This window comes from Paenibacillus sp. FSL M7-1414, assembly GCF_038003195.1.
GTDB classification, from domain to species: domain Bacteria; phylum Bacillota; class Bacilli; order Paenibacillales; family Paenibacillaceae; genus Paenibacillus; species Paenibacillus amylolyticus.
Genome location: NZ_JBBOOS010000001.1, coordinates 1,661,669 through 1,676,483 on the forward strand (window position 1 = coordinate 1,661,669; position 14,815 = coordinate 1,676,483).

The 14,815-nt window shown below is 48.3% G+C and carries 13 protein-coding genes and 1 pseudogene; 10 read left to right on the forward strand and 4 right to left on the reverse strand.

The genetic code is table 11. The features are described 5' to 3' along the window. Nucleotides 1-14: 14 nt before the first annotated feature. Nucleotides 15-1,163: an RluA family pseudouridine synthase gene (locus tag MHH92_RS07460; protein WP_340902939.1), complete on the reverse strand. Its 1,149-nt coding sequence runs from the start codon at nucleotides 1,161-1,163 to the stop codon at nucleotides 15-17. 190 nt (nucleotides 1,164-1,353) lie between these two features. Here MHH92_RS07460 and MHH92_RS07465 point away from each other — a divergent pair, with 190 nt between their 5' ends. Next, nucleotides 1,354-1,761, forward strand: coding sequence for a hypothetical protein (locus tag MHH92_RS07465; protein WP_307414491.1), 408 nt, complete (start codon nucleotides 1,354-1,356; stop codon nucleotides 1,759-1,761). 217 nt (nucleotides 1,762-1,978) lie between these two features. Here MHH92_RS07465 and MHH92_RS07470 read toward each other — a convergent pair whose 3' ends face one another. Further along, nucleotides 1,979-2,689: a GT-D fold domain-containing glycosyltransferase gene (locus MHH92_RS07470; protein ID WP_036610658.1), complete on the reverse strand. Its 711-nt coding sequence runs from the start codon at nucleotides 2,687-2,689 to the stop codon at nucleotides 1,979-1,981. A gap of 311 nt (nucleotides 2,690-3,000) precedes the next feature. Here MHH92_RS07470 and MHH92_RS07475 point away from each other — a divergent pair, with 311 nt between their 5' ends. From MHH92_RS07475 to MHH92_RS07500, 6 genes are all read left to right on the forward strand, one after another. Then, complete coding sequence (locus MHH92_RS07475; protein ID WP_340902941.1) at nucleotides 3,001-3,690, forward strand: glycosyltransferase; 690 nt, start codon at nucleotides 3,001-3,003, stop codon at nucleotides 3,688-3,690. An 18-nt stretch (nucleotides 3,691-3,708) separates the two neighbouring features. Continuing rightward, nucleotides 3,709-4,698: a polysaccharide biosynthesis protein gene (locus MHH92_RS07480; RefSeq protein ID WP_340902946.1), complete on the forward strand. Its 990-nt coding sequence runs from the start codon at nucleotides 3,709-3,711 to the stop codon at nucleotides 4,696-4,698. 75 nt (nucleotides 4,699-4,773) lie between these two features. Continuing rightward, nucleotides 4,774-6,177, forward strand: a complete 1,404-nt coding sequence (locus tag MHH92_RS07485) for a nucleotide sugar dehydrogenase (RefSeq protein WP_340902948.1) — start codon at nucleotides 4,774-4,776, stop codon at nucleotides 6,175-6,177. Continuing rightward, nucleotides 6,164-6,910 carry a class I SAM-dependent methyltransferase gene (locus MHH92_RS07490; protein ID WP_340902950.1) on the forward strand — a complete coding sequence of 249 codons (747 nt, stop codon included), beginning with the start codon at nucleotides 6,164-6,166 and terminating at the stop codon, nucleotides 6,908-6,910. Before MHH92_RS07485 ends, MHH92_RS07490 begins: the two co-directional genes overlap by 14 nt. Before the next feature lie 451 nt (nucleotides 6,911-7,361). Beyond that, the gene (locus MHH92_RS07495) at nucleotides 7,362-8,492 is read left to right on the forward strand and encodes a glycosyltransferase family 2 protein (protein WP_340902952.1); all 1,131 of its coding nucleotides are present in this window, start codon (nucleotides 7,362-7,364) and stop codon (nucleotides 8,490-8,492) included. 149 nt (nucleotides 8,493-8,641) lie between these two features. Beyond that, nucleotides 8,642-8,878 (forward strand): hypothetical protein, encoded by a 237-nt coding sequence (locus MHH92_RS07500; protein WP_340902954.1) that lies wholly within the window; start codon nucleotides 8,642-8,644, stop codon nucleotides 8,876-8,878. Nucleotides 8,879-9,237: 359 nt separating this feature from the next. Here the strand turns inward: MHH92_RS07500 and MHH92_RS07505 are convergent, their stop codons facing one another. Together MHH92_RS07505 and MHH92_RS07510 are read right to left on the reverse strand one after the other, a co-directional pair. Next, nucleotides 9,238-9,762, reverse strand: coding sequence for a DUF5412 family protein (locus MHH92_RS07505; protein ID WP_340902956.1), 525 nt, complete (start codon nucleotides 9,760-9,762; stop codon nucleotides 9,238-9,240). A 23-nt stretch (nucleotides 9,763-9,785) separates the two neighbouring features. After that, nucleotides 9,786-10,679 carry an AraC family transcriptional regulator gene (locus MHH92_RS07510; RefSeq protein WP_339198055.1) on the reverse strand — a complete coding sequence of 298 codons (894 nt, stop codon included), beginning with the start codon at nucleotides 10,677-10,679 and terminating at the stop codon, nucleotides 9,786-9,788. Between the two features lie 114 nt (nucleotides 10,680-10,793). Between MHH92_RS07510 and MHH92_RS07515 the strand changes: the two genes are divergently transcribed. The 3 genes and pseudogenes from MHH92_RS07515 to MHH92_RS07525 form a co-directional block, all read left to right on the forward strand. Beyond that, complete coding sequence (locus MHH92_RS07515; RefSeq protein WP_340902958.1) at nucleotides 10,794-12,614, forward strand: ABC transporter ATP-binding protein; 1,821 nt, start codon at nucleotides 10,794-10,796, stop codon at nucleotides 12,612-12,614. Between the two features lie 202 nt (nucleotides 12,615-12,816). Then, a complete protein-coding gene (locus tag MHH92_RS07520) occupies nucleotides 12,817-14,568 on the forward strand; it encodes an ABC transporter ATP-binding protein (RefSeq protein ID WP_445744703.1) in 1,752 nt (583 codons plus the stop codon). Further along, nucleotides 14,565-14,771: pseudogene (locus tag MHH92_RS07525) on the forward strand (Rpn family recombination-promoting nuclease/putative transposase); the annotation flags it as partial. The gene MHH92_RS07520 and the pseudogene MHH92_RS07525, both read left to right, overlap by 4 nt. Between the last annotated feature and the right edge of the window lie 44 nt (nucleotides 14,772-14,815).

The following is a 14,815-nucleotide window of genomic DNA, read 5'->3' on the forward strand; positions in this document are numbered from 1 at the left end:
TGATCAAGGTAAAGTTATTTCGCGGGTGGAGTTTCTGCACGGAACGGATACAGGAATGGCTTCGGAATATCCGTTTCGAATGACATTAACTCATCCGTTGTGGGATGGATAAACGAGAGTATACGTGCATGAAGTCCGAGACGGCCAAGGTCTCTTGTGCGTGCACCGTATTTTCTGTCACCAGCAATCGGATGTCCGAGATCTTCCATATGCACACGAATCTGATTTTTACGCCCTGTCTCCAGACGCACTTCCAGCAAGGAGAACTCACGGTTCGATTTCAGACGTTTGTAATGTGTGATGGCATGTTGTCCATCATTCGGACGAGAGCTGGAGTACATTTTCAGCGTTTTGGTTTCCTTCAGCCAGGAAGAGATGGTGCCTTCTTCTTTGGTTACTGAACCTTCAACAAGGGCAACGTAGACGCGGTCTTGCACATTTTCCTTCCAGTTGTTTTGCAGTTTCTGCTGTACCTCTTCACTTTTGGCGAACATCATCACACCCGATGTATCCCGATCCAGACGATGGACAACAAAGATCCGGTTGAGCGGATTGGTGCGGCGCACATGCTCTGTCAGTTGGCGATAAGCCGTCAGGTCATCTGTCTTGTCAGCGGCAATGGACAATAGTCCGGCTTCCTTGCGGATCACAATGATATCATCGTCTTCATGCAAAATGTTAATACCCGTCAAGGATGGAGCAGCAACTGCACCTTCTTTTCGAATGTAGACAATCTGACCTGGCGTCAGCGCTGCATTAAACTTGGTTACAACCTTCTGATCCACGGATACCTGTCCACGGCCCAGAATGGACTTCACTGCGTTCCGTCCTGATTTCAGATGCTGCAACAGGAAGTTCAACAGTTCATCCGGTTCGGTCACTTTGTACTGGCGTGGTGGTTCCTGCTTGCGATAGTAGGAATTGCCTGGTCGTTTGGATGCGCTGGCATTTTTGGGTTTGTTGCCTCCAGCTTTCTTGGGAGCACCCGATGATTTCGCGGCTAATGGCTTCTTATTCTCCTCCGTATTGCGTGATGCGGGAGCACCTGATGTTTTGGCAGATGAGAAGTTGGACTTGCCGGAACGTGCTGAAGATGAACCTGCATAAGATTTCCCCTTGGCCGAGGCCGATGTCTTGCTGGTTGGACGTTTGCGTTTATTCATGAATAGTAATCTCCTTCTGAACAGCCTGTACCGCTTGTGTGCATACGATCCGTTCATTTTCGTTATGCAGTTCAATATACCATTAACAGTCGACAAATAAAAATAGGTTCATACAATCTGCTATACATCCAATCATAAGAGTAGTGAGATTCATAGGATAGGGTATCCCATAGCATTGGAGGTGTTACTCATGGGCGTGTTTCTCGATATGAGAACTTCGATGAACTCGGCAACCGTAGGACAGCCCGGTTTGTCACTGTCAGAATCCCCTACAGCTTTTGGCACCATTGGTCTACAGACGCAGGGTGTGGTGAATCCCATTATTACGTTGAACGGGACAGTAGGTGTTACGGGAGAACTGGGAGATACCTTTGTTGTGGAGCTTGTGCGGGGTTTTTTATATGATCCTTTCTATATCATCTACCGTGCTGAAGGTACGATTGGACAGAACGGAGGTGCCGAATTCCATTCGTTCACAGCTCAGGATCTGTCTGCACCACCAGCATTGGAAAGTGTGTATACTTCGTTCATCTCGGGGGTGTCCACAGCAGTAAGAACCGGGCCGGAGATGTTATACGGTATTGCAGCCATCGGTTAGTAGTGAAAGGCGAAATATTACAGGCAGAGTGCTTCGTCATCACTTCTGTTGACGGCAGAGTTCGCTTCATACCCCAGAGACGCAAGACAATGCAGCGATAGGTTTCGACTAGCGCTCAGCAAGAAACCCCCGGCTTAAGCAGTCGGGGGTTTTTGCCGTACAAGCATCTGTACATTTCAATACAAATCATGAATCTAAAGTTTGGAACTGTCCAGGATCAATTGGCACGGCCTTTCAGAATGATGTTGTTGGCTTTGCCAAAGTCGATGGCAACTTTGCCTGCGAGTGCAGCTGTTCGCTCCGCAAGGATAACCGCATTGACGCCACAGGAGAAGAGAGCGACGTCGAAGGTATGTTGATTATTCTGAATCCAATGCAGCGTTTCATCCATTTGATCATAGCTGTCGAAGGGCAGGGCAGTCACAATGTTCAGATTATAGGGCTCACGTTCGAGCATGGCACGCAGAGCCTCAATCTCACGAGTAACGAGTAACACACGCTTGCCTGCAAGCATCTGCCAGAAACGCGGGTTCTGCGCCAGTTCCCGATTAACACAGGCGTGACAAGTCATCGGAGGAGAGATGCCAAAGTGTGCAAATACCATGTCGGTCAGGGGTCTTTTGAGATAATCGGGAGCATTAATGGTGCTGTCACCACGAGGAAGAATACCCACGATATCGGCACGTTGCAAGGAAGCGGCGACTTCATCCCGTAGTTTCGGGTTGGGAAGACGAAGTCCCTTTTGCCCTAAGTTGGCTTTCTTGGCCCAACGCTCCTGAAGGACCTGTTCCGTGGGCCATACGGTTTCTTGAGACATGACGATATTCTCGCCATCACCGACTCTTACAAGAGACAGCGGTCGGTGTTCCAGAAGTGCCGCTTCGAGCTGATCAAGCACACCTTCCATTTCAAGATAGATCGAATTCATTTGATGGTTGCCTCCTTTGAAAATTGAACTGTTCTATTCTATGTTGCGAATACCGTAACGATATGTACGTTCGACCCAAAGGGCGCCATCTTCGGTTGTATATCAATCTATTTATATGAAAGTTAGTACATCTGTCGGTACCGCTTCTATCAACGTTTCATACGATATAGAGTGCTGGATTCACAAGCGAGATGTGGCTTGTAAGCGATCAGATAGATAGAAGATGGTCTTCGTAGGAAGACGGCATCAAAACTATGAAAACAGTCTGTATCCGGTAAACGGAACTTGCAGCGTTCATGAGGAGGAATGTTATGTCCAGGAAAGTTGTGATTGAGATTAACTTTAACAATTATGGGATGGACCCACAGCGATTAACGCGGGAATGGCTGGAGCGTCGGATGGGCATCTTCCGCACGTTCACATTGCATTGCCTGAAGGCGCAGACGAATCAGGATTTCCTCACAGTGGTGAAGTTGTCCAAGGAATCCGGGGAATTAATGCAGGAGATTCTGGCGGGTCAGGAGCCGCTTCCCTCCAATATTCGTTTTGGAACCAATATGGAGAGTGTGCGTGCCATTTTGGCGTTTGCCAAAGGTGCGGAGCATATCTATATTGCCCGTCTGGATTCGGATGATCTATACCATAAAACCTTTGTTCAACAGCTCTACGATATTCAACCACAGCAGCAGACGATGGCATTGATTAACCAGAACGGATATCTGTGGGACAGTGTGAATAACGAGATGGCCCCAGCGTTTCACCGTTCTCCACAGTTCTATGTCTACTTATATAAGACAGCCGAATACGCAGCAGGATACCGGGTCAAGCTCCCGGGCAGAGGTACACATGGCAATGTCATTGAACTGCCGCACGAGCTGCTTGCTCCGCGCAATTATGTCAACATCGTGCATTCGAGCAATACTTCAACCAAAAAGGTACCGCCCAAAGACCGGTTAAGCCGGGATGAGATGGCACAGGTACTACGCGAATTCATGATCTGATCAGGGAGGGATTCATCCATGATTCAAGGACAAACGATTCTGATCACCGGAGGAACGGGCTCCTGGGGTCAAAAGCTGACCGAGGTGCTGCTGGAGCAAGACCCGGCTGAGATTCGCCTTCTGTCACGTAATGAATACGCCCAGATTGCGATGCAGCGAGACTTCAACCATGATCCGCGTCTGCGATTCATCATTGGGGATATCCGCGATTATCGGGCAGTGGAAGATGCATGCAGAGGTGTGGGTGTGCTCTTCCATCTGGCTGCGCTGAAGCATGTTCCGGTCTGCGAGGACCAGCCTGATGAAGCGTTCAAGACCAATGTAATCGGGACGCAGAATATTATTCGGGCTGCGATACGTATGCAGGTTGCCAAAGTCATCGATGTGTCCACCGATAAGGCAGTAGATCCGATTAACGTATATGGCATGACAAAGGCTTTGGGTGAAAAAATGATGATCCGTGCCAACTGGCTAAGTGAAGGTACCCGGTTTGTCTGCATCCGCGGGGGCAATGTGCTTGGAACCAGCGGCAGTGTTGTGCCCTTGTTCCGTCGTCAGATCGATGAAGGCAAAAGCCCGACCATTACGGACAAAGGCATGACCCGTTTTTTCTTGACGCGTACTGAAGCTATACATTTACTGCTTAAGGCGGCTGAGGCAGCTGTGGGCGGAGAGACTTTTGTGATGAAAATGAAAGCTTGCAAGATGACGGAACTTGCATCCGTCATGTTGGAACAGGCAGGTCGTCCATCCTTCGATTATAAGGTGACGGGAATACGTCCAGGCGAGAAATTACATGAAGTGCTGATCTCGCCCTTTGAAGCGCCGCGTACGTACCAATACGATGCGCAGTATTATGTGATCCTGCCGGAGCACAAGGACAAGAGCCTGACGGATCAGTACAGCAGTCTGCCACGTGTGAACTTCTCCGAGTATCGCTCGGACAGTGCCATGATGAACAAACCAGCGATTGCCCGGTTTTTGCGTGAAGGTGGCTATATCGATTAGGGTGTATCTCAAAACTCGTTCGGAGTTTTCAGACACACCCACCGAGGGGAGGCGGAGCGTTTGGAGGTGGTAGGAATGGAAGAAAATCATCAGCACAACCAGCACGAAGGTAATGAAGAGTTACAGCAACGTACCCTAATACAACATATTAATGACCGCTCCCTAAAAGCTGTTGTCATCGGTTTAGGTTACGTGGGTTTACCCATGGCTGTAGAGATGGCACAGGCGGGTTATCAAGTCCACGGGATTGACATCGATACTTCCAAGGTAGCCAAGCTGAACGCCGGGAATTCGTATGTCATAGGTATAGAAGATGATGTTGTGCAGTCGCTTATGCAGGCTGGATTATTCACGGCAAGCACCGATTATGCAGCGGTGGCACAGTCCAATGTGATTGTAATCTGTGTGCCCACTCCGCTGACTGCCGAGCATCAACCGGATATCTCGTATATCTCGGCGGCGGTGGATGGCATGACTCCGTATTTGCAGGAAGGCAGCCTGGTTATATTGGAAAGTACGACCTATCCGGGCACAACGGAGGAACGCGTGAAACAACCGATTGAAGAGGCAAACGGCTGGCGAGCTGGAGAACAGTTCTACGTCTGTTATTCTCCAGAGCGGGTAGATCCGGGCAGTGTGCATTATGGTGTGAAAAATACCCCGAAGATTATTGGCGGTTCGACACCCGCTTGTCTGAATTATGGTAAACAGTTCTACGGCTCGTTCCTCAACGAAGTTGTTCCGGTAAGTTCAACAACGGTAGCGGAGACAGCAAAGCTGTTCGAAAATACATTTCGTAGTGTCAATATTGCACTCGTGAATGAGCTGACCCCGGCCTGTGAACAGATGGGGGTAAACATCTGGGAAGTACTGAATGCGGCGGCAACCAAGCCATTTGGTTATATGCCATTCTATCCCGGTCCCGGCATCGGAGGGCACTGTATCCCAATCGATCCGATCTATCTGTCCTGGGCAGCAAACCGTCAGGGATCGGAGCTGCAATTCATCCAGCTGGCGGATGCAACTAATCGGCAAATGCCAGAGAGAGTGGTGAAACGTGCCGCGGAGCTGCTGGAGCAGAATGGTGTATCTGTGCGGGGAGCACGTGTTGTACTGGCGGGTATGGCTTATAAAAAAGATATTGACGACTTGCGCGAATCGCCAGCATTGGACGTTTTTCGGATGCTGAGCGCAGCGGGTGCAGATGTTGTTTTCACCGATCCAATGGTGCCTATCTTCCGCAAGGATGACGGTACAGTGCTGCACTCTAGTCCGGCTGTGCCGGAATTGTGGACAGGAGCTGATCTGGTGATCATCACCACGGATCATTCGGGATTCAATTATCAGGAGATGGCAGACCATGCAAAGCTGATTTTTGATACACGCAATGCAACGGCCGGATGCCTCGGGGGAAATATTGTGGTGCTGGGTCAGCCGGTTCACCGGGTGAAAACGGGAGAAACCTATGGCCAATCATGATCGAGTGAGTGAACGCTATTACGGCGAGATTAATTCGGAAGATTCTCATGAAGCGACGAGAACGCGTATCCACTGGATGTGCCGTGAGGCGACAGGCAAACGCATCCTGGATGTCGGGTGCAGTCAGGGCATTACGTCCATTCTGCTGGCACGTGAAGGATTTCGTGTGACAGGGATCGATCTGGAAGAAGAAAGTGTCCGGTATGCGCAAGCTGAGCTTGCGAAAGAGTCTAGGCCAGTTAGGAACAATGTGGATTTTCGAATGCTGGATATTACGCAATGGAAAGTAAGGACTGCCTTTGATACTGTGCTGCTTGGAGAAGTGCTGGAGCATTTTGCTCATCCGGAGACGTTGTTGATCCAGATTTATCGGCTGTTGCAAGAAGATGGGACGTTGGTTGTGACTGTGCCGTATGGGTATCACCCGTTCTATGACCACAAGCAGACCTTCTATGCGGGAAGCCTGGCGATGACCCTGATGCCGTATTTTGAAGTCTTGAAACTCGAAGTTCATCATAAATATCTATGTTGCGTGGCCCGCAAACGGCGGAATACACAGCTGCATATGTCGCCGACTTTGGACCAACTGATGGAGTGGATGGAGCTGGATCATGTCCATTTTGCCGAGGTGGAACATCAGCACCTCCGCGTAATGAAACAGCGCAAGAAGGCATTGGACAGTGCAGTGGAGCAGGTGAAACGACTTCGTCGTCAGGAGAGTGGGGAAGGGTAGCGGTGAAGGTAGGGACAGTGGCAAGGGCAGGGGTATTCTAACGAATCTCACACGTCTTATTTTGATGAATTAGACGAGATGAGAAATGTAACGAATCTCAGCGGCGCTATTTCATCTGAAAGCTGCGATAAACGACGAATGGATGCCTATAATGCGAGAATAGCGGGTCTCAGATTCGTTACATTTACCAAGTGGCTGAAATACACCGAATAGCGTCGCCTCAGTTCGTTAGCCACAGTGAAGATGAAATAAATTCTTTATTGAACTTTGAGATTTGGGAGAATGAGTGTGAAAGCAGCCTCTTGTAGTGGTAGCGCTGATTCTTGGTTTACAAGTTAATCGTAAGTTTGAAGAGAAAATTGGAGTGGCTTAGTACCAGTACCTGGTCAATGAAAGAACAAACCCGTTATGACATTTCGCAATACGCGTACGACAGGAAGGGGCTCAAAACGTGATCACCATCAGTCTGTGCATGATTGTGAAGAACGAGGAACGCACGCTGGCGCGCTGTCTGGATTCGGTTGCCGGCATCGCGGACGAGATCGTCATTGTGGATACCGGTTCATCGGATCGCACGATGGACATCGCTGCGCAGTATACCGACCAGGTCTACACATATGAATGGAAGGAAGACTTTGCCGCAGCGCGGAATGAGTCATTCGCCAAGGCCACGCAGGAGTATATCCTGTGGCTGGATGCGGATGATGTGCTGCTGCCCGCGGAACGGGCGAAGCTGGAGGTGTTGAAGCAGCAGCTTCCGTCCGGGGGGAAGACGGAAGCTGTGATCTTGAACTACACGCTGGCCGAGGGAGCGGAGGGGAGTCCACTTGTGACGGACCGACGCCTTCGCCTGGTCAAGCGGGATGCCGGGTGCCGCTGGCATGGCCGGCTGCACGAGCAGCTTATCTTTCCGCGGGGCGAGGTCATTACGGCAGATATTGCCGTCACGCATCGCCGCGAAGCGGGACATCATTCGGCGCGAAACGTGCGCATTCTGCGCAAATGGATCGCCGAAGAGGGCGTAGCCCAAGGTCGCCTGCTGTTTTATTATGCAGGCGAATGTTATGACCGCCAGCGTTATGCGGCGGCGGTACGCGGGTACGCTAAGCTGCTGGAGCAGCCAAGCGGTTACCGCGAGGATCGCCTGATTGCCTGCGCGCGGTTAGCGGAATGTTACGAACGACTGGGTGAGCCGGGCCGTAAGCTCGGAGCATTGCTGCAGTCGTTCCAGTATGATCTGCCACATGCCGATTTCTGCTGCGCCATTGCCGCCTGTTTCCATGAACGGCAGGAGCCGGTCTCGGCGATCTACTGGTATATGCAGGCGGTGGACGTGAGCAGCCGCGATCCGGGTCTGCGCCCGGTGCCTATGGCTTGCCGTACATGGCTGCCACATGCCCGTTTATCCCTTTGTTATGCTCATCTGGGCAACTGGGAGCAGGCACTCATGCATAACACCAAAGCCCGTGAGTACTTGCCCAACGATCCCGGATTACTTGCCAATCGCCAGAAGCTCGAAGTCGTGGTACGCAAGGAGATGAAGGAGCGGGAAGAACGTGGTGAAGTGTCACCGCGTAAGTAGAGAGACGAACTGGGACAGATGAGTACAGAAGGGTTTGAAGCGGGATTAGGAAATAGGGGAAATAGATTGAAGTAGAAGTGAAATAACAACAAAAACTAATTCGTTGCTGGTAGGATGCGATAGGGCGGATCAGTGAAAATAAGGGTTGAGTGGAAATAGAGTGTAAGGCACAATTGCGAGCAGAAGCAGAAGCAGAAGCAGAAGCAGAAGCAGAAGCAGAAGCAGAAGCAGAAGCAGAAGCAGAAGCAGAAGCAGAAGCAGAAGCAGAAGCAGAAGCAGAAGCAGAAGCAGAAGCAGAAGCAGAAGCAGAAGCAGAAGCAGAAGCAGAAGCAGAAGCAGAAGCAGAAGCAGAAGCAGAAGCAGAAGCAGAAGCAGAAGAGGATTAAGAGGATTAAGAGGTAGAACAGATATAATAGATAAATTATAATGCTGCCAAATGTTTTAAGTCTGATAGCTATGAAGAAGTGAGTGAACAAGCATATCAGATCACAATAAAGTATAAGTAAATAAACAATAATATGTGGAACAAGAGCAGCCCCGCTTAACCGAAAGAGTCGGTGAGTGGGGCTTTTTACGCTTCTCGTGCCGCGTGTATCTCTTGCCATGGTGTAATGAAAGTAGCATTTGGTGAAATTTTCACAAGGCATACAGAGCTTTGGAACTTCTGACATGCGGTGCAGTGAGTATTACGCATCAAGATAAGCCGTCGAGTGTTCAGACCCGTCATATTAGCTGCTAAGTTGTTTTACTTTTCGGGTGCTAGGCATCGCACATACTGGTCCTTCATTCGTAAGCTTTTACATGCCCAGCCCCATCCATCATATATTTCGTCATCGATGTTGAGGGTCATGGTCTCATCCGTATATTCATTCCAGTTTTCAATCCGGAGTATGTTTTCACTTTCCCATTCGAGATGGTTATTTCCGTGGTGCTTGGCACGATAGATCGTTTTTACCGTGGCGTCCTCAGGTGCATTTGTCTTCTTTACATCGACCCAGATTGTAACGCCGCCTGCCGCACCACCATAGGGCACACCGTAGATCTCGGCAGTATACTCACCCTTCCTTGAAGGCATGGAATAACTCAATTCCCCCAGCTCGGAACGGTCAAATGCTGAGACGTAAGGACGGAGCCAGAAATACAGGAATACAGCGGCAAACAGTACAAGAATCAACAATGTAAATGTAGTGAAAATAGGGTGTCTACGTATCCAAGGTTTGCGAGAATTTGTATTGGATGAACTTGAATTAGCTTGAGTATTTGAGTCCATAAGGTTGAACCTCCATATGCAGCTTACAGTGAAATTTGCTTTGCAGGAATATAAATGTCCATTTCTCCGTAGTGGTCCTGAGCCAGGCTGCCATCAATTCTTTCAAAATAGTAGGGATCACTCTTCTCGTACCCCGAATGGCTCTGCCAATATTCATCGATAAATGTCCAGACACTGTCCAGATGATCAATATTGATGAGACTTGGATGGAAATCACAGACAAATTTGAATACGGCATACTGGTTGGCCGGGACCTCAATTCCGTCCAGTTCTTCAGGGATATGATCCAGACTGGTGACCTCTACAGACGGCTGATATGTACTGTAATCCTCGTTAATTTCATTGGTGAATCCGATATATACGTTGGGTTGCAACACGTTAGGAATCGAATGAAAGTGTTTTTCAAAAAAGTCGTTGCCTGCTGAATTGGCTTCATAGTGCTCTTCGTTATCTGCATACCGAATGTGGGACCGTTGCCCAATGAGTTTCATAGCCGGTTTTCGTACATACGTTGGTTTGAAAATATATCCATATGGAAGCGTTGTGATCATGGACGAAGTCATGCGGGCTGTGAATTCAAGGTTTCCAGCTCCCTGTTTGCGATACTGCAGGGGTGTAATGCCGAAGGCTTGTTTGAAAGCACGTATGTAGGATTGTTCATGTTCAAAAGCGTAATGTCCGCTGATATCGATAATCTTCCAGTTCAGATTCACCAATTGCTCTAGGCTGCGTGCCAATTTGCGTGAACGAATGTATTCTCCAGGCAGTTGTCCGCTGACATGTTTGAACATGCGATGCAGGTGGAATTTGGATATATGAGTCACAGATGCCAGATGATCCAGCGTTAATTTGTCTTGAATATGGTCTTCTATGTAGTCGAATAGCTTATCCAGAGTGTCTAGCAGATCGTGTTGCATATCAATCTCCCTACTTCTAATAGTACTTACAGCAATAAATGTTCATTTTTTCCTTATCACCGATGATATCATAACCAAGTACATAATTTAATGACAAGATTGGAGAAAGCATCCATGTTTGCTGACAAAAAAAATTATACAACGTTAGGCATGTTAACTCGATTATGGACACTAACGGGCAAGTACCGTATGTTCATCATTCTGTTACTTTTCGCCGCATGTTTGGTCTCCCTGATTGAGGTCGGTTATTTGGAATCGATCCGAAGACTGGTCAAAGGCGCGACTGAAGCACAGTTTTCGTTACTTTACTCAGGGTTGATCATAGGCGTTAGCATTGTAGTATTACGATTGATTGTAACCGCATTCATGACGAGGGTCGAGACGTTATTCCAGCAAAAGACATTATTGTCTGTGCAGTCTCTACTGCTCTCATCCTTTAGCAACACAGAGACGCGCGATCTGGCACATTATCATACGGGTGACCTAACCTCTAGGATCTGGACTTCAGCCAAGGAAGCACAGAAGGGGATCAACCAACATGGCATTGAACTCGCGAAAAATATCATTCAGCTGATTCTTGCCTTTGCTTACTTCAGCTGGGTGAACTTGCCGCTGTCGTTGGCTATCATTGCATTCACATTGATCTATCCTCTTGTAACAGTAGGACTGGGTAAACGTCTACAAAGAGAGCATGATCAGTTGAATACCAGCGCAGCGTCAAGAGATGAGATACTGACTGAAATCATCCAAGCCCCAGTTGAGATCCGAAGTTACGGACTCGCGGGTTATGTACACCATCAATTTAAAGGTCGAATGGATCAGGTGTTCAAACATACGATGTCTGTATCTGTGTTACAACGACTTTCGGAAGCAGCCGGACGGGTTTCCACGTATGGTGGCATCATTCTGATTCTCTATCTAGGCGGCATGCAGGTCCTGAATGGACATATGGATGTAGGAGGACTGGCAGCTTTTCTGGTAGCAAGCAGTCAGTTAACACGTCCGATTGAATCGTTATCTGGGTTGTGGAATGATTTTATTGGTTCGGCTTCTCATGCGTCCAGAATCTTTGAGGTGCTGGATTTGGAGAGAAAGAACACGGTTGCTAATACCGGTACAAATACATATGTACGGTCCGATACGCATTTAGGGCAGCTTGAAAAGCAATCTAAACCGGCTGGCATCAACGTGCAGCATGTGTCTTATAGGTATGCGGAGCAAGAAGAAGTGTTAACAGATATTTCTTTTGAGGCCAAGAAAGGAAAGCTTACTGTAATCACCGGGCCAAGTGGATGCGGGAAAACCACGTTATTGAAATTGATAGCCGGATTAGATAGACCTGTTACTGGTTCGATCCAGGTCATGAATCAGAAGAAATTACTGAAGGATATGCACGAAGTTCGGACAGGGAATATCAATCAGGTATATGTTCCGCAACAAGCCTTTATTTTCACAGGTACAGTGGAAGAGAATATTGTTTTTGGACAAGAGGGGATATCTGCCGATCAAGTAAAGGTTGCGGCCCATATGACGCATGCACATGACGCGATTATGCGTCAATCGCTCGGCTATGGGACAGAGCTTCAGCCACAAGGCGGGACGATGTCGGGTGGTGAGCTTCAGCGTATTAGTTTAGCCAGAGCGATGCTGAGGAATCCGGATATTCTATTGTTGGATGAACCGACGTCATCTCAAGACCCGTGGCATGAGCAACGATTGAATGATCTCTTTGCCCGAATCACTGCTGACAAAGGCACAACGGTTATTGCAGTTACTCATCGATTATCGCTGATCGAACGGGCAGATCAGGTCATCTATATTCAGAAGGGACGCGTCGAAGATACGGGGACTCATCGTGAATTGCTGGATCGTCCAAACGGATATCGAAGTTATATTGCGGAGCAGGATACGGAAGTGGAGGGACAGCATGAGTAACAAGATCGAAGATGCAGCATATACCGATGACGTTGAAATGAAAAGCAGTCATGAGAAAAGCGGAGCATATGAGATAAATGAAAATAATGAAAATGAAAATATCGAAAATGAAGCTCATCATCAGATGAACGAAAGTGATGTTCCAGATGACCCAAAACAAGCTGTATCATTGGCAACGGTATGGCCCGTTATTTTTCGCTGGATGAAACCTTATGGATTAGCTGTAGCGATCTTGCTCATTTTTATCGCAGCAGATGCGGTCTTTGATTGGGGACTTGCCTTTGTACAGGGATTCTTCGTGGATGCTATTCATGATGGGGGACAGGAGCAGTTAAACGCTACAGCGTTGATCTTTATCGCCATTCTGGCAGGGTTTATCGTATTACTCGCGATGCATCGTTATGTGCTGGTATGGCTCAAGGAATCGATGCAACGGGATATGTCCATGGATCTGTTAAAACTGTTAAACCGGATGCCCTATTCCTGGGTGCGCAGACAGAAGTCCGGGGATGTGATGCTTCGTATCAAGGAAGACACCAAGCATGGTGCAGAAGTTGTGGAGGCTATTGCAGAGGGTGTTACGGTTGTATTCATCATTGCTCTATCGCTGGGTTACTTGTACAGAGCAGATGCATGGGTTGCGGTTATTGCCTTGGTAAGTGCAGGGGCAATCTGGTTTACGGCGAGGTTGTATGATCAGCGAATTGTACATCTGTCCGATGAGGTCGAATCCAGGGAAGGCGAGTCCCAAGAACAGATCCAACAGTATGTTGAAGGGATACCGGTGATTCAGATGTATAATGCTTCACCGTGGTTTCTCGCTCGTTTTCGGACACAACAGCAATCACTGAATCGTGTTCAGGCCAAGTTGCAGATGACCCTGAGCATGTCGGATAACGTGGCGATGGCGGTGTTTGGTTTGGCTCAATTGGCAGCGTTGTTCCTTATTGCTTTGTCAGCGGCTAGGGGAACTTTGTCTCCGGGCATGGTTGTTGCAAGTAGTCTGCTGTTTGAACTGGTGGTGTGGCCAGTACTCGGCTTGTCCAGCCAGTGGAGTCAGATGCAAGCCAGCGTGGGTGCATTTGGACGTATCTCTGCATGGTTGAAATTGGCGGAGAACAAGAAGGCAGATACATCCAATACTAAGCACGAGGAGCTTGCACAGGGAATTTGTACCCAAGATCAAGGGAGTACACAAAAAGGGGCACATAAAGAGAACGAAATTGCTATGCTACGTCTTCAACAGGTTACGGTAACCGATGAAGACAGTGGTCGGAAGATTTTGGATCAGATTACGCTTAATCTGGTTCCTGGTGGACTGGTTGCGGTAGTTGGCGCCAGCGGTGCTGGCAAATCTACACTGTGCCAAGTGTGTGCAGGGCTGATCGAGCCAACAAACGGAAGCGTATTGCTGGGTGATAAACATGTTGCAGATTATATAGAGATGGATGACCAGTCCAGACTCACGTATATGCCGCAGACACCTACTTTTTTCACAGGAACGATTGAAGATAATATTCGTCTGAGTTCAGACGTTACATTGGACAGAGTGAAGTTTGCGGCAGAGCAGGCAGGTTTGCATGAATATATTGAGGCACAGGAAGGACAATACGCAGCAATGTTGCATGAGAAAGGGGCCAATCTATCTGGAGGCCAACAACAGCGACTGTCGCTTGCCAGACTCTTTACGAGGTCATCTGATCTATATATTCTGGACGAACCAACGTCATCCCTGGATATTCAGACAGAACAGAACGTAATGAATCACTTGCTGAACTTTATGAAAGGCAGCATAGGATTACTCGTCACACATCGCATGGAGGTTGCTCGTCAGTGCTCTCGCATCCTTGTGATGGAACATGGCCGAATTGCCGAAGATGGAACGCATGAACAACTGATGCAGAGGAAAGGATTGTATTATCGTATGAATGCAAGAGGCGGTGGTACAACATGAATGAATCTGGGGTTAAGATAGTAATGGATACGCTGGAGTTCTTAAGTCAGGATCGTGAAGCACGTCGTTTGTATGAAGAGCGGCAGAAGTATTTGCATGACGAAGCTTCTATGATTGAGTGGGCTACGGAAAAAGGCATAGCTAAGGGGATAGAAAAGGGATTAGTAGAAGGGAAAAAAAGAAAGACGATTGAAATTGTGAAGATTGCCGGAGTCTGAGGTAGAATCGTTAACAGATTAAAGTGAAG

Bases quoted from the DNA above. Each gene is read 5' to 3' on its own strand.
- MHH92_RS07460 (WP_340902939.1), bottom strand. From the start codon at position 1,163: ATGAATAAACGCAAACGTCCAACCAGCAAGACATCGGCCTCGGCCAAG.
- MHH92_RS07465 (WP_307414491.1), top strand. From the start codon at position 1,354: ATGGGCGTGTTTCTCGATATGAGAACTTCGATGAACTCGGCAACCGTA.
- MHH92_RS07470 (WP_036610658.1), bottom strand. From the start codon at position 2,689: ATGAATTCGATCTATCTTGAAATGGAAGGTGTGCTTGATCAGCTCGAA.
- MHH92_RS07475 (WP_340902941.1), top strand. From the start codon at position 3,001: ATGTCCAGGAAAGTTGTGATTGAGATTAACTTTAACAATTATGGGATG.
- MHH92_RS07480 (WP_340902946.1), top strand. From the start codon at position 3,709: ATGATTCAAGGACAAACGATTCTGATCACCGGAGGAACGGGCTCCTGG.
- MHH92_RS07485 (WP_340902948.1), top strand. From the start codon at position 4,774: ATGGAAGAAAATCATCAGCACAACCAGCACGAAGGTAATGAAGAGTTA.
- MHH92_RS07490 (WP_340902950.1), top strand. From the start codon at position 6,164: ATGGCCAATCATGATCGAGTGAGTGAACGCTATTACGGCGAGATTAAT.
- MHH92_RS07505 (WP_340902956.1), bottom strand. From the start codon at position 9,762: ATGGACTCAAATACTCAAGCTAATTCAAGTTCATCCAATACAAATTCT.
- MHH92_RS07510 (WP_339198055.1), bottom strand. From the start codon at position 10,679: ATGCAACACGATCTGCTAGACACTCTGGATAAGCTATTCGACTACATA.
- MHH92_RS07515 (WP_340902958.1), top strand. From the start codon at position 10,794: ATGTTTGCTGACAAAAAAAATTATACAACGTTAGGCATGTTAACTCGA.
- MHH92_RS07520 (WP_445744703.1), top strand. From the start codon at position 12,817: ATGAAACCTTATGGATTAGCTGTAGCGATCTTGCTCATTTTTATCGCA.